This window comes from Bacillus sp. LH1, from assembly GCF_057924895.1.
In genome coordinates this window covers 32,501-53,985 of the sequence record NZ_CM175007.1, presented here as the reverse complement: position 1 = coordinate 53,985, position 21,485 = coordinate 32,501, and the positions used below count along the sequence as shown (strand labels likewise).

25 protein-coding genes and 2 rRNA genes (1 of these 27 cut by a window edge) are annotated in these 21,485 nt (G+C 36.3%); 1 reads left to right on the top strand and 26 read right to left on the bottom strand.

Features of this window, described 5'->3' with window-relative positions; all coding sequences use genetic code 11:
* Nucleotides 1–87: 87 nt before the first annotated feature.
* From ACX9TM_RS00295 to metG, 15 genes are all read right to left on the bottom strand, one after another.
* Nucleotides 88–312 (bottom strand): anti-sigma-F factor Fin family protein, encoded by a 225-nt coding sequence (locus ACX9TM_RS00295; protein WP_000399438.1) that lies wholly within the window; start codon nucleotides 310–312, stop codon nucleotides 88–90.
* Between the two features lie 70 nt (nucleotides 313–382).
* A complete protein-coding gene (gene pth / locus ACX9TM_RS00290; protein WP_000767702.1) occupies nucleotides 383–943 on the bottom strand; it encodes an aminoacyl-tRNA hydrolase in 561 nt (186 codons plus the stop codon).
* 72 nt (nucleotides 944–1,015) lie between these two features.
* Complete coding sequence (locus tag ACX9TM_RS00285; protein WP_000107420.1) at nucleotides 1,016–1,969, bottom strand: ribose-phosphate diphosphokinase; 954 nt, start codon at nucleotides 1,967–1,969, stop codon at nucleotides 1,016–1,018.
* An 18-nt stretch (nucleotides 1,970–1,987) separates the two neighbouring features.
* On the bottom strand, nucleotides 1,988–3,367 hold the full coding sequence (gene glmU / locus ACX9TM_RS00280; protein ID WP_065381946.1) for a bifunctional UDP-N-acetylglucosamine diphosphorylase/glucosamine-1-phosphate N-acetyltransferase GlmU: 1,380 nt from the start codon (nucleotides 3,365–3,367) through the stop codon (nucleotides 1,988–1,990).
* Nucleotides 3,368–3,680: 313 nt separating this feature from the next.
* Nucleotides 3,681–3,974, bottom strand: coding sequence for a septation regulator SpoVG (gene spoVG, locus ACX9TM_RS00275; protein ID WP_000454041.1), 294 nt, complete (start codon nucleotides 3,972–3,974; stop codon nucleotides 3,681–3,683).
* 152 nt (nucleotides 3,975–4,126) lie between these two features.
* Nucleotides 4,127–4,501: a RidA family protein gene (locus tag ACX9TM_RS00270; RefSeq protein ID WP_000869815.1), complete on the bottom strand. Its 375-nt coding sequence runs from the start codon at nucleotides 4,499–4,501 to the stop codon at nucleotides 4,127–4,129.
* A gap of 120 nt (nucleotides 4,502–4,621) precedes the next feature.
* Nucleotides 4,622–5,470: a pur operon repressor gene (gene purR / locus ACX9TM_RS00265; RefSeq protein ID WP_000702466.1), complete on the bottom strand. Its 849-nt coding sequence runs from the start codon at nucleotides 5,468–5,470 to the stop codon at nucleotides 4,622–4,624.
* Between the two features lie 54 nt (nucleotides 5,471–5,524).
* A complete protein-coding gene (ispE, locus tag ACX9TM_RS00260) occupies nucleotides 5,525–6,394 on the bottom strand; it encodes a 4-(cytidine 5'-diphospho)-2-C-methyl-D-erythritol kinase (RefSeq protein ID WP_000772104.1) in 870 nt (289 codons plus the stop codon).
* Between the two features lie 196 nt (nucleotides 6,395–6,590).
* Nucleotides 6,591–6,770 carry an acid-soluble spore protein SspF gene (gene sspF, locus ACX9TM_RS00255; protein ID WP_002094215.1) on the bottom strand — a complete coding sequence of 60 codons (180 nt, stop codon included), beginning with the start codon at nucleotides 6,768–6,770 and terminating at the stop codon, nucleotides 6,591–6,593.
* A gap of 91 nt (nucleotides 6,771–6,861) precedes the next feature.
* Nucleotides 6,862–7,122, bottom strand: coding sequence for a biofilm formation stimulator Veg (veg, locus tag ACX9TM_RS00250; RefSeq protein ID WP_000044347.1), 261 nt, complete (start codon nucleotides 7,120–7,122; stop codon nucleotides 6,862–6,864).
* A gap of 226 nt (nucleotides 7,123–7,348) precedes the next feature.
* Nucleotides 7,349–8,212: a sporulation peptidase YabG gene (gene yabG / locus ACX9TM_RS00245; protein WP_000242868.1), complete on the bottom strand. Its 864-nt coding sequence runs from the start codon at nucleotides 8,210–8,212 to the stop codon at nucleotides 7,349–7,351.
* 110 nt (nucleotides 8,213–8,322) lie between these two features.
* Nucleotides 8,323–9,201, bottom strand: a complete 879-nt coding sequence (gene rsmA, locus ACX9TM_RS00240; protein WP_000651548.1) for a 16S rRNA (adenine(1518)-N(6)/adenine(1519)-N(6))-dimethyltransferase RsmA — start codon at nucleotides 9,199–9,201, stop codon at nucleotides 8,323–8,325.
* Nucleotides 9,198–9,755 carry a ribonuclease M5 gene (rnmV, locus tag ACX9TM_RS00235; RefSeq protein WP_000692835.1) on the bottom strand — a complete coding sequence of 186 codons (558 nt, stop codon included), beginning with the start codon at nucleotides 9,753–9,755 and terminating at the stop codon, nucleotides 9,198–9,200. The genes rsmA and rnmV overlap by 4 nt, the downstream gene beginning before the upstream one ends.
* Nucleotides 9,756–9,969: 214 nt before the next feature.
* Entirely contained in the window at nucleotides 9,970–10,737 is a 768-nt protein-coding gene (locus ACX9TM_RS00230; RefSeq protein ID WP_000895851.1) for a TatD family hydrolase, read from the bottom strand.
* Between the two features lie 166 nt (nucleotides 10,738–10,903).
* Entirely contained in the window at nucleotides 10,904–12,886 is a 1,983-nt protein-coding gene (metG, locus tag ACX9TM_RS00225) for a methionine--tRNA ligase (protein ID WP_065381945.1), read from the bottom strand.
* A 485-nt stretch (nucleotides 12,887–13,371) separates the two neighbouring features.
* Here metG and abrB point away from each other — a divergent pair, with 485 nt between their 5' ends.
* Complete coding sequence (gene abrB, locus ACX9TM_RS00220) at nucleotides 13,372–13,656, top strand: transition state genes transcriptional regulator AbrB (protein ID WP_000843036.1); 285 nt, start codon at nucleotides 13,372–13,374, stop codon at nucleotides 13,654–13,656.
* A 20-nt stretch (nucleotides 13,657–13,676) separates the two neighbouring features.
* Here abrB and rsmI read toward each other — a convergent pair whose 3' ends face one another.
* From rsmI to ACX9TM_RS00165, 11 genes are all read right to left on the bottom strand, one after another.
* The gene (rsmI, locus tag ACX9TM_RS00215; protein ID WP_000267821.1) at nucleotides 13,677–14,552 is read right to left on the bottom strand and encodes a 16S rRNA (cytidine(1402)-2'-O)-methyltransferase; all 876 of its coding nucleotides are present in this window, start codon (nucleotides 14,550–14,552) and stop codon (nucleotides 13,677–13,679) included.
* Entirely contained in the window at nucleotides 14,521–14,811 is a 291-nt protein-coding gene (locus ACX9TM_RS00210; RefSeq protein WP_000414350.1) for a GIY-YIG nuclease family protein, read from the bottom strand. Before ACX9TM_RS00210 ends, rsmI begins: the two co-directional genes overlap by 32 nt.
* Nucleotides 14,798–15,538: a tRNA1(Val) (adenine(37)-N6)-methyltransferase gene (locus tag ACX9TM_RS00205; protein ID WP_001055366.1), complete on the bottom strand. Its 741-nt coding sequence runs from the start codon at nucleotides 15,536–15,538 to the stop codon at nucleotides 14,798–14,800. The genes ACX9TM_RS00210 and ACX9TM_RS00205 overlap by 14 nt, the downstream gene beginning before the upstream one ends.
* 82 nt (nucleotides 15,539–15,620) lie before the next feature.
* The gene (gene yabA, locus ACX9TM_RS00200; protein WP_000412063.1) at nucleotides 15,621–15,971 is read right to left on the bottom strand and encodes a DNA replication initiation control protein YabA; all 351 of its coding nucleotides are present in this window, start codon (nucleotides 15,969–15,971) and stop codon (nucleotides 15,621–15,623) included.
* A 14-nt stretch (nucleotides 15,972–15,985) separates the two neighbouring features.
* Nucleotides 15,986–16,813 (bottom strand): PSP1 domain-containing protein, encoded by an 828-nt coding sequence (locus ACX9TM_RS00195; RefSeq protein WP_000272429.1) that lies wholly within the window; start codon nucleotides 16,811–16,813, stop codon nucleotides 15,986–15,988.
* A gap of 5 nt (nucleotides 16,814–16,818) precedes the next feature.
* Nucleotides 16,819–17,802 (bottom strand): DNA polymerase III subunit delta', encoded by a 984-nt coding sequence (holB, locus tag ACX9TM_RS00190; RefSeq protein ID WP_000169561.1) that lies wholly within the window; start codon nucleotides 17,800–17,802, stop codon nucleotides 16,819–16,821.
* Nucleotides 17,803–17,837: 35 nt separating this feature from the next.
* Nucleotides 17,838–18,464, bottom strand: coding sequence for a dTMP kinase (tmk, locus tag ACX9TM_RS00185; RefSeq protein ID WP_000677221.1), 627 nt, complete (start codon nucleotides 18,462–18,464; stop codon nucleotides 17,838–17,840).
* Between the two features lies 1 nt (nucleotide 18,465).
* A complete protein-coding gene (locus tag ACX9TM_RS00180; protein ID WP_001075300.1) occupies nucleotides 18,466–19,887 on the bottom strand; it encodes an aminotransferase class I/II-fold pyridoxal phosphate-dependent enzyme in 1,422 nt (473 codons plus the stop codon).
* A gap of 71 nt (nucleotides 19,888–19,958) precedes the next feature.
* A complete protein-coding gene (locus tag ACX9TM_RS00175; RefSeq protein ID WP_000776278.1) occupies nucleotides 19,959–20,138 on the bottom strand; it encodes a sigma factor G inhibitor Gin in 180 nt (59 codons plus the stop codon).
* A gap of 189 nt (nucleotides 20,139–20,327) precedes the next feature.
* Nucleotides 20,328–20,443, bottom strand: a 5S ribosomal RNA gene (gene rrf / locus ACX9TM_RS00170).
* Between the two features lie 49 nt (nucleotides 20,444–20,492).
* Nucleotides 20,493–21,485: ribosomal RNA gene (locus tag ACX9TM_RS00165) — 23S ribosomal RNA — on the bottom strand; it runs 1,929 nt beyond the window's last position.

Here is a 21,485-nt window from a genome sequence, read left to right as displayed (position 1 = left end):
CATAAAGAGCAAGTCATTCTATTTTATGCAAATATTTTGGAAAAGGAAAACAGAAAAATGCTTTGGACATGCCAAAGCGACAACATTTTATTGCAGAAATTTTTCATACTCATAATACTCAGGATAAGATGCGAGCGTTTCTTGACACGATTCACAAATCGTTTTTATATATATATTTCCATTCTCATGAAAATGAATCATTTCTACTACTTCTTGCTCTGTTAGTTGAAATAAAACGTCGCTATATACTTTTTCTGCGTTAATGGAGCCTACATTACCTCCGCAGTGTCTGCAATAATAATACCCTTCCATACTAGCCTCCTAAAAATTCAATTACTACTAGTATGGGTAAAACAAAAGAGAAATATTCCCAATCTCATTTTTAACTATTGAAAGTATTCATGATTTGGAGAAAAGGCTTATTTAGCCACTCTTCACATGCATCCGCTGCTTTTTCAATAGAATGGTTAACATCCGGAATCTCTTCAGATGTAAAGCGTCCTAATACATAATCGACTACCTTCATTCCATTTTTCGGGCGATCGATTCCCATACGGATACGTTGAAATTCTTGTGTTCCTAGGTGCGAAATCGTTGACTTTACACCATTATGTCCACCAGCACTACCTTTCATGCGAAGACGCAATTTACCTACAGGAATGTCCAAATCGTCGTACATAACAACGAAGTCCTCAACATCAATTTTATAATAATCCATGAGTGGACGAATACTTTCCCCAGATAAGTTCATGTATGTTAGCGGCTTTAATAAGATTACCTTTTCTCCATTAACAAACCCTGCACCAAATACACCTTTAAATTTTTGTTCATTCAAAGAAATGTTCCAACGCTTCGCAAGTTCATCAATGGCCATAAATCCAATATTATGCCTTGTTAATTCATATTCTCTACCTGGGTTCCCAAGTCCTACTATCAATTTCATTCTTGTACCACTACTTTCTTTTTTCGATACGAAAAGACGTAACCAATTTTGGTTACGTCTCATTCTATCCAATTAATTGAATAATACACTCACAGATTCTTCTTCGTATACACGAATGATTGCTTCTCCGATTAATGGAGCAACTGAAAGTTCATGTACTTTGTCGATTTTCTTCTCTTCTGGTAATACGATAGAGTTCGTTACAACTAACTCTTTAATATTTGAATTTTGAATACGCTCAATTGCTGGACCAGATAATACTGGGTGTGTACAGCAAGCATATACTTCAGAAGCACCGTTCTCAACAAGAGCGTTTGCTGCTAATGTAATTGTACCAGCTGTATCAATGATGTCATCAATTAAAATCGCTGTTTTACCTTCAATATTACCGATAATGTTCATTACCTCTGATACGTTCGGGCGAGGACGACGCTTATCAATAATAGCGATTGGCGCTTTTAGACGATCTGCCATTTTTCTTGCACGAGTTACACCACCATGGTCAGGAGACACGATTACGATATCTTTAAGACCTTTTGTTTCAAAGTAATCTGAAAGAATCGGTACACCCATTAAGTGGTCGATTGGGATATCAAAGAATCCTTGAATTTGTGGAGCATGTAAATCTAGAGTGATTACACGAGTTGCACCTGCTGTTTCAAGCAAGTTTGCTACAAGTTTCGATGTAATTGGTTCACGAGAACGCGCTTTACGGTCTTGACGCGCATAACCATAGTAAGGAATAACAATATTAATTGTTTTCGCAGATGCACGTTTTAATGCATCAATCATAATAAGTAATTCCATGATATGTTCGTTTACTGGGAAGCTTGTAGATTGAATAATGAATACATCGCAACCACGGATACTTTCTTCAATGTTAATTTGAACTTCTCCATCACTAAAACGATCAACAGAACATTTTCCTAGCCCTACTCCAATATGCTTTGCAATCTGCTCAGCAAGTTCCTTATTAGAGTTTAAAGAGAATACTTTCAAATTAGAATTTAGATATTGAGTCGACATCTAGATTAACCCTCCACATTATGATTTTTTCTTATTCAGCAATTGATCAACATAGTCTTCTTTGTTAACTTGACGTGCACGTGCTACCGATAATGCTTTTGATGGAACATTCTCTGTAATTGTAGAGCCTGCTGCCACATAAGCACCATCTTCAACTGTTACTGGAGCAACAAGGTTTGAATTACATCCAATAAATACCCCATTACCAATCACAGTTTTGAATTTATTCTTACCGTCATAGTTCACCGTAATTGAACCACAACCAAGATTCACGTCTTCTCCAACTTGTGCATCCCCGATATAACTCAAGTGTGAAGCTTTACTTCTATTACCAAAGACAGTTTTTTTGATTTCCACGAAGTTTCCAACGCGTACTTCGTCTCCAATAACTGAATCTGGGCGAATATGTGCAAATGGACCAACCGATACTTCTGTACCAAGCTTACTATCATGTACAGTAGATTGTCGAATTGTCGTACGATCTCCAATTTCACTATCGCGAATTACTGTATGCGGTCCAATTTCACAATCAGAGCCAATTACAGTGTCCCCCTCAATAATTGTTCCTGGATGAAGAACTGTATCACTACCGATAACTGCATCAGCAGAAATATAAGTGTTACTTGGATCAATAATTGTAACACCGTTTACCATGTTCTTTCGGTTGATACGGTTTTTCATAATAATTTCCGCTTGCGATAGAGCGACTCTGTCGTTAACACCTAACGTTTCGTCGAACTGCTCTGTTTGATAAGCTGATACGATATGACCTTCATTTTTTAAAATCTCAATAACATCTGGAAGGTAATATTCACCTTGCACGTTATCATTTGAAACTTTAGAAAGTGAAGCAAATAAAGCCTTATTATCAAAACAATACGTACCTGTATTGATTTCTTTAATAGCTAATTCTTTCTCATTTGCATCTTTATGCTCAACAATCTTTTCAACATGACCATTCTCATTACGAACAATACGGCCATATCCAGCAGGCTCTTCTATGTATGCTGTTAGCACCGTCGCCATTGCTCCTGCTTCTTTATGTTGCTGAAGTAATGCTTCCATTGTTTCAGCAGTTATTAGAGGCGTATCACCACAAATAACTAAAGTTGTTCCTTCTTCATTTGCAAGTACACTTGCAGCTTGATCTACAGCATGTGCTGTACCAAGTTGTTCTGCTTGTAATGCAAATTCACTTACGTTCCCTAGCTGTTCTTGTACCATTTCAGCACCATGTCCAACAACCGTTACAAGTTTCTGCAATCCTAATTGAGATACTTGATCGACTACGTGTTGTACCATAGGTTTTCCACATACAGGATGCAGCACTTTGTATAGCTTAGACTTCATACGTGTGCCTTTACCTGCAGCTAGAATCACTGCAAATCTGTTTGACATATAGACCCTCCATCGCAACCTATTTATCCATTAAAGATATTATCCTAAATCATCATATATTTCAAGAAACACATTTTAACTATTAAATTTTACCATAATTCTTATAAGATGTTTTACTCTTTAGTATCTTTTTTAAGAAATAAGCTATACTATTTAAAATGATTTTGAAAAAATTAGTAGTTTCTTCTTTTTATGTTAATAAATTATGCAGTTTCCAAATATAAAGCAAAAAAAAACAAACCCCTGTAAATGCTTACAGGAGTTTGCTACAAAATTATAAGGCTTTTTGTCAAAAGCCCTTTTCATTCGAATTTTACGAAGCACCCGCTTCTTCAAACTCAACCTCTTCTAACTCGCCTAAACGATGATACTCTGTTAAAACCGCATCTTGAATTTTAGAGCGTGTACCAGAATTAATTGGATGTGCAATGTCACGGAACTCTCCATCTGGAGTACGTTTACTTGGCATTGCTACAAATAATCCATTATTACCATCAATTACACGAATATCATGAACAACAAATTCATGGTCTAGAGTAATAGAGGCAATTGCTCTCATGCGGCCTTCTGTGTTTACGCGGCGTAATCTTACGTCAGTCACTTCCATCTTGTGTTCACCACCCTTTTCTAAATAAGCGATATATTTGTATAAATTCCACAAATTTTCTATTTTCCCTTTAATTTTTTAAAAATTTTTAAGATAAAAATTTTTAAAGTAGTTGAATATAGAGATTAGTGGAGGTTATCGCTTACAAAAGGTTACTTAACTAGGGCGATTACTTCAATTTCAACGGAAACATCTTTCGGTAATTTTGCTACTTGCACACAAGATCGAGCTGGTTTATGAGTAGAGAAATAAGAGCTATACACTTCATTCACAGCATTAAAATCATCCATGTCCTTTAAAAATACTGTTGTTTTTACGACTGTATCAAATGAAGCACCTGCTTCCTCTAATACCGCTTGTAAATTTTGAAATACTTGTTCTGTTTGTACTGTTACATCTCCTGTTACAAGCTCCCCATTTGCCGTCAATGGAATTTGTCCTGAGCTATAGAACATGTTATTTACAATAATCCCCTGTGAATAAGGTCCAATTGCTTGTGGTGCCTTGCTTGTTTGAACAACTTTCATACTTTTCACCCTTTTATTATTTATTTTACTCTTTAAAAATAGTGTACGAAAGGCAGTTTGTCCATCTATTTTATAATCTATAAATAAAATAAAAAAAGATAGAGCTATCTGCTCTATCTTTTATTCCGCCTCTACAAGCCCTTCATCAAATGGCGCAAGAGAATAATTCCCTTTTTCCACTTGAATCGTTTTTTCTTTCACATCAACTTCCGATAGACGAATTAATGATACAAAATTATTAATTAGTCGTTCTTCAATATCTGTGGATTCTACTAATACACCAATACCAACAACATTAGCCTTGAACTCTTCTAACATACTCATCATACCTTGAATTGTTCCGCCAGCTTTCATGAAGTCATCAATAATTAAAACATTCGACCCTTCTGGAAGACTGCGTTTTGCTAACGTCATCGTTTGAATTCGTTTAGAAGAACCCGACACATAGTTAATACTAACAGTCGGACCTTCTGTTACCTTATTATCTTTCCTTGCAATTACAACTGGTACATCTAAGTAATTTGCCACTGCATAAGCAAGTGGAATCCCCTTCGTTGCCACCGTCATAACTGCATCAATTGGTTGCCTAGCAAAAACAGAAGCAAACAAACGACCTGCGCCATTAATATGGCGAGGATTACTCAATAAATCTGTCATGTATAAGTAACCGCCAGGCAAAATACGATCTGGGTTTTCAAATAAGCCACAAAGCTCATCAATAATTAGATCTGCCTCTTCTTCACTTATATACGGTATATATTTCACTCCTCCTGCTGCTCCTGGTATCGTTTGCAATGTGCCGACCCCTTGTTGTTCAAACGTTTGCTTAATAATAACTAAATCTTCACTAATGGAAGACTTAGCCGATTGATACCTTTCAGCAAAAAAAGTGAGAGATACTAGCTGACGAGGGTTTTGTAGCAAGTAATAAGTCATATCGACTAATCTTGTACTTCTTCTAATTTTCATACTCTCACCTCAAATCACGAATATTCTAAACAAATCATAACGTATTATACGTCTTTATTCAAGCGTTTCTCGCTCTCCTAATAAACGTACCGCATAGACTTGTTCACAAAATCCTTTTAATCCGTTATAAATGCGATGCATTCGTGAATCATGGTGTACAAGTCCAAATACAGTTGGACCACTTCCACTCATTAATACAGCATCCGCTCCAAATCGCTTCATCTGTGATTTAATACGGGCAACTTCAGGATGCATTCCAAATGTTACATCTTCTAAAACGTTACCAACAGTATCACAAATTCCTTTATAATCACCAGAATTTATGACATCAACCATTTTATCTACATTCGGATGTGTAACTCGATTTAACTTTAAATTTCCATACACATCAGCAGTAGATACACCTATATGTGGTTTCGCTAAAATAACCCAACAAGAAGGCGGAGTCTTTATATGCTCAATTTTCTCTCCTCTTCCAGTGGCAATTGCTGTGCCTCCGTATACACAGAACGATACATCTGATCCAATTTCTGCGCCAAGCTCTGCTAACTCATCAATTGTAAGCCCTAAATTCCATAATTTATTAAGACCACGTAATGTGGCTGCTGCATCACTACTTCCACCTGCTAATCCAGCTGCTACTGGAATCGTTTTTTCAATAGTAATAGATACACCTTTTTTTACATTAAACTTCTCTTTTAATAATTTCGCTGCCTGATAAGCTAAATTTCGTTGGTCGTCTGGGACATACCGATTATGGGATAAAATTTCAATACGGTCTTCTGCTAATTCCGTTAGTTCTAGACGATCTGCTAAATCAATGGTTGTCATAATCATTTTCACTTCATGATATCCGTCTTGTCTTTTTCCCAGTACATCTAACGACAGATTAATCTTTGCTGGTGCTTTCACTAGTAGCTTCAATCTATTCACCCACTCTATGTACTCAATCTTTTATCGTTTATTTTACCATAAATTTATAGTAAGACGATGACACTTCCCTAATTATAACGAAAAGCATTCAGAATGAAACTACTTATGTAAAATGATGGCACCTTTTAGAGTACAAAAAGCCGAGGAATGTCTCCTCGGCTACCGTAGCATAGAAAGTATCTTACAACTACTGGTTTCGTTTCATTAATTGCTGTTCTGCAATTTCTATAGCACGTTTCACCATGTTACCAGCATCTTTCGCACGAATTCCGCCCCATCCTTCTTTCTGAACAACATCATAAAAGCCAAGCTCTTTTGCTAGCTCTTCTTTAAATTGGTTTGACATGACACCTCTTCGTCTACTCAATGCAGAGTCCCTCCTTATTTTGCTACGGTATAGTTAGTATGCAAAATAATATAGCTTTTCATTTATGGGAATATATGTAATGATATACGGATTATAAAATGACCTCATTATGAGGGTCTCCATAAAATGTTAACTCTACTGTCTCTGTTAAAACATCTGCATAACTATAAGATACACGTTGCAACGCATCTTCTTGTTGATCTAATTGTACAACAAAAACGGAACGGTATGTTTCTGCTAGTACACCTGATTGCTCCACAGTTTTTCTTCTTCCACTATTTGCTTTTAACATAAGTCGCTGTCCAAGATGGTGATCTAATTCGCTTTTAATTTCATCTAAACGTTTTGACATATACTTCGCTACACCTCGCTGTAATTTAGATTGAACACTTAAAGCACGATATATCTATCCTAATTATTAACCGCGATTCACAGCTAATATCATCCTGCGTTTGAATAGATAGAAGAAATACTATATTGTAAAAGTATCATTACGTAGTCTGCACGTTCTTACCTCTTTTTATCCAAATTCATTTAAATCCTTCCATACAAAAAAGCAAGATACATATGTATCCTGCTTACTCTTCGTAATGTTGAAAAGGTAATCCCGTTCGTAAAATCCCTCTCGTTTCAATTCCACCTAGTCCCTTTTCACCAGTAATTGTATTACGTACGACATCCCATACATTGACTCTCTCCATAAATGAAGTAAAACTAATTTTACCAACTACATATACAGGATCTAGTGCATGAATATTAATTCTAGATGGTGAACTAGCGAAATTGGCCCCTGCACGAATTAGTGCCTCAAAATGTGATTGACATGCCCCAGCAAAAATAACAAGTTGATCCAATGATGGATATTTTTTTCGCACTTCACGAACAGCCTGTACAAAATGTCTTGAATGCCTATATGCCGCTAAATCTCCCTTCACTCCTTTTGATTTTGTATATGCATCATGCCCTGTAATAACGAGAATGTCTGGGCGAAAGTGATCTATTAAGTCTACTACTTTTTCATGCATCTCCGTTTCTTTACAATGAATACCTTGAACAGGAACGCCAATTTTATTATATAAATCTAAGCACTTGCGCAAATATAAAGGGTCTCCATCTATATGCAATACACGTCCCGGCATTTGAAAATAATTCACCTCACTTGTGTATCCACCAGTTGAAGTATGTTCATGCCTTTGTTTCATCAGTACATAATCTTGTTGAAACAAACGATACGTGCGCTCCATTGTTTCTTTCTCACGCTTCACCCTTTTTTTATGTTCTCTTTGATCTATACTAATTAAATCTTCAAGTGGCGCATCCGCCACCAGTCTAATTTCCTCTCCAAACAATATAGCTATCTCGCCTTTTATTTCTATAATACGAAAAAGAATATCCCTCTTATGAGAATATCGTTCCACTAATTCTCCAACATGTAAAACCATTCTCCTACCTCCAAACTCATTAGGCCATCTTACCTGTTTTTAAAGTATGAATTTAAAGAGAGAAAGGTGACAAAAGGGACAGTTCAACTTGAACTGTCCCTTTCATATTCTTATGATAATTTATGAAGAACTAATGCATTACTTAATGTTGCAAACTCTTCAATAGATAGCGTTTCGCCTCTTCGCTTTGGATCAATTCCTACTTCTGTTAAAATTCGATCCAATAATTCCTTATCTTTCGGGAAACCATTTAAATTATTTGATAAATTATTCATCAAAGTTTTACGGCGCTGTGCGAAACTTGCTCGTACTACTTCAAAGAAGAATGTTTCATCTGTCACCTCTACAACCGGTTTCGGACGCTTTAGAAGGCGAATAATTGCAGAATCAACATTTGGCTGTGGTACAAACACTGTACGCGGTACAGTCATAACTGTTTCAACTTCTGTATAATACTGAATAGCAATCGATAAAGAACCATACTCTTTCGTTCCAGGTTTAGCAGCTAAACGATCTCCAACTTCTTTTTGCATCATAACAACAAATCCACGAACTGGTAACTTTTCTTCAAGCAATTTAAATAAAATTGGCGTTGTAATATAGTATGGTAAGTTAGCTACTACCATTACATCTTGCCCTTCTTCAAATTGCTCATTAAATACTTCATGTACATCTGCTTTTAGTACGTCTTTATTAATAACTGTAACGTTACCATATGGCGCTAACGTCTCATCTAAAATTGGTAATAGTCTTTGATCAATTTCAAAAGCCACTACTTTTTTAGCACGCTTTGCTAATTGCTCTGTTAATGCACCAATACCTGGTCCAATTTCAATTGCACCACTTTCTGAACCAATTTCTGCATGATCGACAATACGATTTAATACATTTGTATCAATTAAAAAGTTTTGTCCTAAACTTTTTTTGAATGAAAATCCATACTTTTCAACAATGTCTTTTGTACGATTTGGCGTTGCGATATCCTTCATTTTTTTTCCTCCTGTATTACTTGCTTATAAGCTTCTGCAAATGATTCCTTTGAAACTTGAAACATCTGTAATCGTTTATGTAACTGTTTTGCATTTGTATAACCAATCTTTAATAGCTTACCCATTCTTTCTCTGCGGCTCTTTGCCATTTCTCCGCCCACTAAGCCTGCATCGACTAAATCACTCCAACTAATTTCACTTGTGTAAGCTTCCATTTCTTCATGTATATTCTCTAGAGCGCGGCGAATCGACTCATTAGAAGCGTGTTCGATCCCAACACCCTTTTTCCTTTTAGCAAGCGCTTCTTCCTTCGGTAAAAAGGCATGCTTACAGCCAGGAACCTTGTCAGAAATAATTTTTCGAATACGCTCTCCAGGATAATCCGGATCTGTGAAAATAATAACGCCCCTTTTTTGCTGCGCTAATTTAACTTGCTCAATAACATGATCACCGATTGCTGAACCGTTCGTTTCAATTGTATCCGCATCAACAGCACGCTTAATCGCAACTGTATCATCTTTACCTTCTACAACGATAATCTCTTTTATTTTCATGCTTGCCTCCACACTCATTTCGTCTCTACTTAGTAAAACAAAAAAATGACGACTTTTCCATTATTATTTTCCCCATTCTTATATTTTAAAAAATAGAATAGAAAAATCTTTGTTCTCTGTCCTTATTGTAACACTTCATCATTCACATTTATTTTCTTCATCACTTCTACTAGTTTTTCTCAAAATAAAAAAGAACAGGTTTCCCCATTCTTTTTTATTCAACACCAAATAAAACTTTTGCATTTTTAGTTGTCATTTCTGCTACTTCCTCATAAGAAATTCCTTTTAAATTCGCAATTTCTTCTGCCACGAGTTTTACATAACTCGGTTCATTTCGTTTCCCTCGAAATGGATGCGGTGTTAAATACGGACAATCCGTCTCTATTAACAATTTCTCTAATGGAATCTCCGTAGCAACCTCTTTCGGCTTCTTAGCGTTTTTAAATGTAACTGGTCCACCTAACGAAATTAAAAAGTTCATATCAACACATCGCTCTGCTACCTCTACGCTGCCGCTAAAGCAATGCATAATGCCTCCTACTTCAGCTGCATTCTCTTCTTCTAGAATATCAACAATATCTTGAGTCGCATCGCGGTTATGTATAATAATCGGCAATTTTACTTTTTTCGCTAATGCAATTTGTTTACGGAATACTTCTTTCTGTATTTCTTTTGGAGACTTATCCCAGTGATAATCTAAGCCCATTTCTCCAAGTGCAACGACTTTAGGATGAGAAGCAAGTTCTTCTAACCAAGCTAAATGTTCTTCTGTCATGTCGATTGCATCAACTGGGTGCCACCCAACCGCAGCGTAAATAAAATCATAGGCTTCAGCTAATTCCATCGCCTTTTTTATCGTTACTTCATCAAAACCAACAACAACTGTATAAGTAACTCCCGCTTCTTTCATTCGGGCAATAACCTCTTGCAAATCTCCTTCGAATTGCTCTGCATTCAAATGTGAATGTGTATCAAACAACATAATACATAACTCCTTTTATATTGAAATCAAGTTTATTCTACAAAAATAAGTTCTTTAATAACTTAACGATAACAATACTACAATCTTAATGCAAAAATAGAGAGTGTAAAAAGAAAAAAGACGCTTCACACATGTTACACGTGAAACATCTCTTTTCTTGTCTTAATTACTTGATTTTTGTACCATTTGGTAGATTTTGGTCAATTGATGCTAATGACAATACGCCATTCTCTTCACCCGCTAAAATCATACCTTGCGATAATTCACCGCGTAATTTTACAGGTTTTAAGTTTGTTACACAAATAACCTTTTTACCTTTTAAGTCTTCCGGCGAATAGAATTTTGCAATTCCAGAAACAACTTGACGCTTTTCTGTACCTAAGTCTAGTTGAATTTTTAACAGCTTGTCTGCTTTTTTCACAGGTTCAGCAGATAGTACTTCAGCTACGCGTAATTCTACTTTAAAGAAATCATCAATTGTAATTTCTTCTACCTTCGGTTCTTCTTCTTTTTTCTCTTCTACTTTAGGAGCAGAGCTTTTCATTTGTTCTTTAATGTACTCTACTTCCACTTCCATTTCTAAACGAGGGAAAATTGGGTTTCCTTTTTCTACTTTTGTTCCAGCTGGAATGCAGCCAATTGTAGATAGACTTTCCCAAGATTTATGAGCTTCATCAGTAAGGCCAAGCTGAGCAAACATCTTGCTTGGTGCTACTGTTAAGAATGGCATAAGCATAATACCTGTTTGACGAAGTACTTCTGCTAAATGAGCCATTACAGAGGCTAACTTTTCACGATCATTCTCATCTTTTGCTAATACCCATGGTTGTGTTTCATCAATATATTTATTCGTACGACTAACTAGTTGCCAAATAGATCCTAACGCTACAGAGAACTCCATATTCTCCATTGCTTCTTCTACTTTTTTCAAAGTATCTTGTGCAAACGCTACTAACGTTTCATCAAATTCCGTCACATTTGCTTTAAATGCAGGGATTTCTCCGTTAAAGTACTTATCAATCATAGCTACTGTACGATTTAATAAATTACCTAAGTCATTTGCTAAGTCGAAATTAATACGCTCCACAAATCCTTCTGGTGTAAATACGCCATCAGATCCAAATGGAACTTCACGAAGTAGGTAATAACGTAATGCATCTAATCCGTAACGATCGATTAATGTAACTGGATCTACTACGTTTCCTTTTGACTTACTCATCTTTCCATCCTTCATTAAAATCCAGCCATGAGCAAAGACTTTCTTCGGAAGAGGTAAATCTAATGCCATTAAAATTATCGGCCAATAAATTGTATGGAAACGAACAATTTCTTTCCCAACTAAATGCACATCTGCAGGCCAGAATTTTTTATATTTCTCTTCATTTGCTGTTCCATAACCTAACGCCGTAATATAGTTAGATAATGCGTCAACCCATACGTAAATAACGTGTTTTGGGTTACCAGGAACACGAACTCCCCAGTCAAATGAAGTACGAGAAACTGCTAAATCTTCTAATCCCGGTTTAATAAAATTATTAATCATTTCATTTTTACGAGACTCCGGCTGAATGAAATGTGGATTATCTTCATAGAACTTTAATAGTCTGTCGACATATTTACCCATTCTAAAGAAATAAGATTCTTCACGAACAAGTTCTACATCATGACCACTATCTGGGCTTTTTCCTCCAACTACTTTGTCGCCTTCCATAATTGGCTCTACTAATTGATGCTCTGTATAGAACGTCTCATCTTGTACAGAATACCAACCTTCATATTCATCAAGATAAATGTCACCTTGATCTACTAATTGTTTAAAGATTTTTTCGACAACATCTTTATGACGATCTTCAGTTGTACGAATAAAATCATCATAAGAAATATCCATCTTCTCCCAAAGCTCTTTAATTCCTGCAACAATGTTATCAACATATGCCTGTGGCGTAATATTTAACTCTTCTGCTTTCTTTTGGATCTTCTGTCCATGTTCATCAGTTCCTGTTAAATAATGCACATTATAACCTTGCATACGCTTATATCGTGCCATCGCATCTCCTGCTACTGTCGTATAAGCATGTCCAATGTGTAATTTTCCACTTGGATAATAAATTGGGGTAGTAATATAAAAGGACTTATTTTCCTCTGTCATTGTTTTGGACCTCCCGAATAACCTCATATGTATTTATAAACAGTATATCAAAAACTCATATATAAAGTGAAACTTTAATCAGTAGGGTTTTTGTTCCTCCCCACTAATTATTAGCCTACGTTAATTGGGCTTTTACGAGCAGCCCAAATCTAACTTATCTTCTTTACGCCAACCTAATTTTCAATTTAGATCTTAATGCTCAATATCTTTATCATCTATTGCTCATATTTCAAAAAAATATACAATATCCACTTTTAATTTATTATTTTTTCAGAAAATAATGTAAATAATTGTGGAATTTCCTCTCAATCTATTATATATAAGAAATAAGAAATCTATAAATCTTTTTAAAAAATATAGAATTTAAGAATTGACGGAAATGTAAATGATTGGTATCATATGTCCATAGGGTATTTTGTCGAAAAATGAAGAATCTAAAAATAGACTCGAAACTTATAAACTATTTATTTAGGAGGAAAAAAATTATGAAATCTACTGGTATTGTTCGTAAAGTTGATGAATTAGGTCGTGTAGTAATTCCAATCGAATTACGCCGTACTTTAGGTATTGCAGAAAAGGACGCTCTTGAAATCTATGTTGATGACGAAAAAATCATCTTAAAGAAATATAAACCAAACATGACTTGCCAAGTAACTGGTGAAGTATCTGACGGTAACCTTTCTTTAGCTGAAGGTAAAATCATCTTAAGCAAAGAAGGCGCTGAGCAAATCTTAAACGAACTTCAAGATTATATCGAAACAGCAAAATAAGCTTCTCAATTATGAGAAGCTTATTTTTTATCGACATGATAGATTTGATATACATCTCTTTTCGACAAATCTCGATCTTTAGCGACTGTTTTAATCGCTTCTTTTGAATTCATACTTTTTTCATTTATATAATATTCAATATGATCATATACCGAAAGAGATTCCCACCATTGTTCTTCTGGAGCAGGTTCTTCTGTTGAACCAGCTACTAAAATACAAAACTCACCACGTACTTCATTTTGCTTCGTCCACTCAATTGCTTCTTCGATTGTTCCTCGAATAAATTCCTCAAATTTTTTCGTTAACTCTCGACATAATACAATCTCTCTATTTCCCAACACTTCCTGCATCGAAATTAAAGTATCATCTAAACGATGAGGTGCTTCATAAAACATCATTGTAGTTTGTACATAACGAAGCTTTTCTAACTCCATCTTCCGTTCCTTTTTGTTTCTCTGCAAGAAACCATAGAAATAAAACTGCTTTGTTTCAAGACCGGATGCAATTAATGCTGTAAGGGCTGCATTTGCTCCAGGAAGCGGAATTACATGATATTGCTCAGCTACTGCCTCAACGACAATATCGTAACCTGGATCAGAAATACACGGCATACCAGCGTCACTAACAAGTGCTACATTCTTTCCATCCTCTAATTTCTCTAATAGTTTCTTCCCACTTACTTCTTTATTGTGCTCATGATAACTCGTGACAGGTGTTTCAATTTCAAAATAATTACAAAGTTTTTTCGTTTGTCTCGTATCTTCAGCAGCAATTAAATCAACTTCTTTTAAAATTCGGATTGCACGAAATGTCATATCTTCTAGATTTCCAATAGGAGTTGGTACTAAATATAAAACTCCCTTTTCATTTTGTTGAAAGCTTTTTTGTTGCCACATAGCGTTCTCCTTTTTGCATATATGCCTCTTTTTGTTTTCTCGTTAATTGCTTAAAGTAATACTCCGCTTGCATAGCTGTACGCTTATCATCGTGGGTCTCTACATATTTTAAAACGACAGGAAGCCTGACGCGTGTATACTTAGCCCCTTTGCCGCTATTATGAGTCTGAATTCTCTTTTCTATATGGTTTGTATATCCAGCATAATAACTTCCATCAGAGCACTCTACCACATAAAAAAAGTGCTTATTCTTCTCCATATAAAATTGAACGTAGCTCCTTTGTATATTCGTTATTGTTCTCATATACAACGAGAGGCGGTAAAATTTTCAAATCTGCATTTCCATCCTTAATTCCTTCAATTAACAATGTATTTGCTTCTTTTCCAACCTTAGGATAAACAAATTGCACACGCTTTGGTTCAATTTTATATTTACGCATTAATGTGACAATGTCTAGTAATCGCCCTGGACGATGTACAAACGCTACTTTCCCACCTTGTTTTACTAACTGACTACTTGCAGATACAACATCTTCTAATGTACACATAATTTCATGACGAGCTATCGCTAAATGTTCATTCATATTTTTCTCTGAAGTTTGAGGTGTTTGAAAATATGGTGGATTACATGTAACAACATCATATTGATGACGTCCAAGTTTCTCTGGCATATCTTTCAAATCTCCATGTATGAGGTGAATTCTTTCTTCCAACCCATTGTATTGAACACTTCTTACTCCCATATCATATAAGCGTTCTTGAATTTCCACACCAGTAATATTTCCTTTTGTTCTTGTACTTAATAGAAGGGGAACAACCGCGTTACCTGTACACAAATCAAGTAAATTCCCCTTTTGAATTGGTACCCATGCAAAATCTGCGAGTAAAACGGCATCTAAAGAAAAATTAAATACTGATGGGCTTTGTATAATCTTCATGTCTTGTGCTAATAAGTAATCTAAACGTTCATCTTCATATAAATTCATATACTGCTCCTTTTCTTACCCTTAACCTACCCTATTTCATGTATAAAAAATTACCTTTCCAATTATAATTGGAAAGGTAATTTTACTTTTTATTTAAGAATGAAAGACAGAACAAACAATCTCCCTCTTTACGTACACTTCCATAATGTAGATTGCAAATATGAAAACCTTCTTGATATAGTCTCGCTAAATTGTCATAGCCTTCACCAATATCTGTTTTCGGCTTTACTTCTTTACGTTTTTGAGTTTTTTGTTTTTCTTTATTCTGCACTTCTTCAAAACGGTGTCGCAAATTGTTATTTTCCATTTTTATATGCTGGTTTTCTTCCAACAACTCTGCAAGATGCTGTTTTAACTCTCCCAACTGTTTATATAAATGTCCAATTTGCTCTTCCATACTAGAAACCGATTCAAAAATATCTTTTTTCTCCACAAGCACCCACCTCATTAATCTGTGGTTTGACTCGAAACGACCCCTTTATTCACTAACTCATCTAACGTATATTCTACTATCCGTTCCTTGTCTACTAGTTCCACTTGAATTAATCTTTCTAAAATATTTAATCCGATAACACGGCCAGTACCATGCGGGGTTTGTATACGTTGATCTAAATCAGGAAGTTGTTCCTTTGCTGCCTCATATTCATCATTCTCATATTTTAAGCAACACATTAAGCGACCACATAAACCAGAGATTTTTGCAGGATTTAATGATAAATTTTGATCCTTTGCCATTTTAATGGATACAGGTTCAAAATCCCCTAAAAAAGTAGAACAACAAAGCATACGACCACATGGACCAATACCACCTAGCATCTTCGCTTCATCACGAACACCAATTTGTCTTAGTTCAATTCTTGTTCTAAAAATTGCGGCTAAGTCCTTCACTAGTTCGCGGAAATCGATCCGACCATCCGCAGTAAAATAGAAAATAATCTTATTACGATCGAATGTATACTCTACATCTACAAGTTTCATATCAAGATTATGCTCTACTACCTTTTGTTGACAGACTTGATATGCTTCTTTGGCAGCATGTTTGTTCTCTTCAACAATGGTACGATCATTTTCATTTGCAATACGAATAACCTTTTTTAGCGGTAATACAACGTCGTTTTCATCAACTTGTTTTTTGGTAATAACTACTTTTCCGTATTCAATACCTCTTACCGTTTCTACAATGACAAACTCATTTTCAGAGATATCGAACTGGTTTGGATCAAAGTAATATACCTTTCCGGCCTTCTTAAAGCGAACACCTACTACATCATACAAAACGGTCATCCCTCCTGCAACCGCAACACTAACTGTTCGAACACAAGCTGCGCATTTACATTAGCGTTGATTCTATTTTTTGCCTCTAATATATTAAAGAGAGCTGATACAATGCGCTTCTGAGCATAGGAAAACGATTCAAACATCTCTTTCTGCTCATGAAAAACAAGACGATCTTCTTCTCCAAGTTGAACATATAATAAATCCTTATAAATAAGGAGTAACATATCTAAACCTTGCTGTAATTGTTCTTTCTCTCCAAAGTGTTTTCCCCATTTTTCTTGTACAAAAAAAATAGAGGTTTTATCTTTTTCGAGCGCTTCACATAATTTTATCACTAAAGCTCGTGCTTGTGCAAACCATTCATCACTACATAAAGCTAAAGCTTCATCAAAACTATTTGTAAGTTGAGCAGCAAGTGTCGATAAAGATGCTGTAATCCCTTCATCCTGTAATCTTCTAATTAAAGATTCCGTAGGTAACGGTCTAAACGTAACAACTTGGCAGCGAGATAAAATCGTATTTAAAATTTGATGACTTTGTTCAGTAAGTAAAATAGCAGTTGTATCACTACTTGGTTCTTCTAAAAATTTCAAAAGTGTATTTGCCGCATTTGCTGTCATACGATCTGCGTGCTCAATAATATATATTTTTTTATTTGCCTCTAATCCTGTTTTGGAAAACTCTTCTTGTAAATCATGAATTTGCTGCTTCTTAATAGATAATCCGTCTGGTTTTACAATATGTAAGTTAGGGTGGTTACCTGAATCAATTCGCTTACAGTTTGTACATACATGGCAGGGCTCTACTCCATTCCGCTCAGAACAGAGGAAACTCTTTGCCATTTGAATTGCTGTCGCAAACTTTCCTGTCCCTTTCCCTCCCTCTAACAAGTAAGCGTGGGATATACGCTCTTTTGCAATGCTATTCATCAACATTTTTACACCGATGGGTTGTATAGCAGAAAGCTGCTCCCACGTCTTCGTCATAATGCATACCTCACTTATTTCATTCTTTCCTTCTATTATAACAATTTATCTTCTATAATCTGAACAACTTCTTCTATAAGTTTTTCCATCGGTTGATCAGCATTTACCAATACAATACGATCCGAGAAACGTTCTACAACTTGTAAATACCCTTCGCGCACACTTTTATGGAAAGAGATATCTTCCATATCTAGTCGATTTACTTCACGTCCTGCATCTTTTTCAATCCGAGCCAAACCAACCTCAGGCTCAATGTCTAGATAAATTGTTAAACTAGGCATACAGTCCTCTGTTGCGAAACGATTTATTTCAAATACCTTATCCATACCCAATCCTCTTGCATAGCCTTGGTATGCTAAAGAGCTATCTATAAAACGATCACATAACACGAGGTAGTTCTCATTAAGTGCTGGCATAACTTTTTCTACTAAATGTTGTCTGCGCGCAGCAGCATAAAGAAGCGCTTCTGTACGTGCTTCCATCATCGTATATTCTTGTTTATGTAAAATCGTCCTAATGTCCTCAGAAATTGCAATACCGCCTGGTTCCCTTGTCGCCATTACCTTCTGTGCTTTTTGTTCAAAATATGGCAATAAGCTTTTAATTAACGTTGTTTTACCTGAACCTTCTGGGCCCTCAATTGTTACAAATAATCCCTTCATCCTAAAACCTACTTTCTATATCATACACTTTCATATATTTCGTATTACCTTGAAAACGAGCTCCTGCTCTTTCTAAATACATAATTTGCTCTTTATGCTCTGAAGTAATTCTCTCTCCATACATAATTAATGGAATTCCAGGTGGATACGGAATCACCATTTCCGCCGCTATCATTCCAACAGCCTCTTCTATAGATACTATCTTTGTTTCATATCCGTCTAGTTGTTTATACGTATACGGTAAAAGAGAGAATTCACCATTATAAGTATAACGAATAGATTCCCTCTTGTCTTTCACCTCATAATGTTGCAATGCTACTCGGATCATCTCTATAACCTTCATATATCCCTCATTTACTTGTAAGGGTAAAATAAATAGGACATTGTATGGATCAGCCATCTCTGTATATATACCGACCTTTTCAAATACAGACTGTAATTCGTACCCTGATAACTGACAACGAGTTTGTACGGTGACCTTTAACTCATCTTGCAACGGATATTCTAAAATGGCGATTTGGGGAATAGAACGTAATTGTTCCTTAAATCTTCGTAAAAACTCAACAATTTCACTGTGACCTTCTTCTTTTATACGCGCCATTGTAAAGCGTGCTATATCCAAGGAAGCCATAATTGGATACGATGGACTACTAGATTGTAGCATACTTAAATAAGTAGTAACCTTATCTTCGTCTACTAAATGACTATTTATATGTAAATAGGAACCCATTGTCATTGCGGGTAATGTTTTATGTGCAGAATGAACTACAATATCTGCACCATATGTTAATGCTGACTTCGGAAATGGTTCTCCCAAACATAGATGTGCCCCATGTGCCTCATCTACCAAAACAGGGATTTTATGTGCATGTGCAAAAGCAATGCTTGCCTCTAGATCCATCCCCATACCATAATAATTAGGATGCGTTAAAATAAGTGCTTTCGCATTTGGATACTTTCCAATTGCGTTCTTAATAATTTCATTACGAACTCCCACTGGTACGTTATAAGCTTCATCAATCCATGGATCTAAAAAAATGGGATTTGCTCCTGCAAGTTTTAAACCATTAATAATTGATTTATGACAATTTCTTTGTACAAGAACAATATCATGTTCCCCGCAACAAGACAAAATCATTGCTAAGTTCCCGACTGTTGAACCATTAATTAAAAAATAACTTCTCTTTGTATTATAAACTTCAGCCAATAATTGTTGTGCCTCATCTATACATTCAAACGGACTATGCAAATCATCTAGTCCTGCTAATTCAGTTACATCAATAGATAGAATACCTTTAAACTCTCTTATTGCCTCCTGAGGGAAGTTTAAACCATTCTTATGACCAGGAACATGAAAGGATAACGGCCCTCTTTCTTTAAACTCTATTAACGCCTCATATAAAGGCATACGATTTTGATTCATCTACATCTCTTCCTTATTATTCATTCTCTATCTATTATACAGAACAAAAAAAATAATAGGCATATGCCTATTTAAAAATATGATACTTCTAATTTTCGAAGCTGCTTTAAATAATATATATATTTCGGATCATCTGTCTCTGTATTCACCATATCCTTTTCACATTCATGGCATATTAAATTATTATAAACATATATACCTTCTTTTCTTTTTGTCTCACAAACAATACAAACTTCACTTTGTAATTTCATAATCTTCCCTCCCTATTTAAGTGAACCTATTTTATACTTCTAATCCTTAACAATTTACAGAAAAATATACACCCATCTTTTATATAATATGATTAACTCTTGGGCAACGTGTTTGTATTTCCATTACTTCTTTCCCATTCTTTTTAACAATACAAAAAAACACAAGTCAAATGACTTGTGTTTTTAGTTGCTTGGCGACGTCCTACTCTCACAGGGACAAGGTCCCAACTACCATCGGCGCTAGAGAGCTTAACTTCCGTGTTCGGTATGGGAACGGGTGTGACCTCTCTGCCATCATCACCAAACTATGAAGGCATATTCCTTCAAAACTAGATAACATTTGCTACATATTATATGGTTAAGTCCTCGATCTATTAGTATTCGTCAGCTCCACATGTCACCATGCTTCCACCTCGAACCTATCAACCTGATCATCTTTCAGGGATCTTACTAGCTTACGCTATGGGAAATCTCATCTTGAGGGGGGCTTCATGCTTAGATGCTTTCAGCACTTATCCCTTCCGCACATAGCTACCCAGCTATGCCCTTGGCAGAACAACTGGTACACCAGCGGTGCGTCCATCCCGGTCCTCTCGTACTAAGGACAGCTCCTCTCAAATTTCCTACGCCCACGACGGATAGGGACCGAACTGTCTCACGACGTTCTGAACCCAGCTCGCGTACCGCTTTAATGGGCGAACAGCCCAACCCTTGGGACCGACTACAGCCCCAGGATGCGATGAGCCGACATCGAGGTGCCAAACCTCCCCGTCGATGTGGACTCTTGGGGGAGATAAGCCTGTTATCCCCGGGGTAGCTTTTATCCGTTGAGCGATGGCCCTTCCATGCGGAACCACCGGATCACTAAGCCCGACTTTCGTCCCTGCTCGACTTGTAGGTCTCGCAGTCAAGCTCCCTTATGCCTTTGCACTCTACGAATGATTTCCAACCATTCTGAGGGAACCTTTGGGCGCCTCCGTTACACTTTAGGAGGCGACCGCCCCAGTCAAACTGCCCACCTGACACTGTCTCCCGGGTCGATAAGACCCGTAGGTTAGAATTTCAATACAGTCAGGGCGGTATCCCACCAGCGCCTCCACCGAAGCTAGCGCTCCGGTTTCAATGGCTCCCGCCTATCCTGTACAAACTGTACCAAAATTCAATATCAGGCTACAGTAAAGCTCCACGGGGTCTTTCCGTCCTGTCGCGGGTAACCTGCATCTTCACAGGTACTATAATTTCACCGAGTCTCTGGTTGAGACAGTGCCCAAATCGTTACACCTTTCGTGCGGGTCGGAACTTACCCGACAAGGAATTTCGCTACCTTAGGACCGTTATAGTTACGGC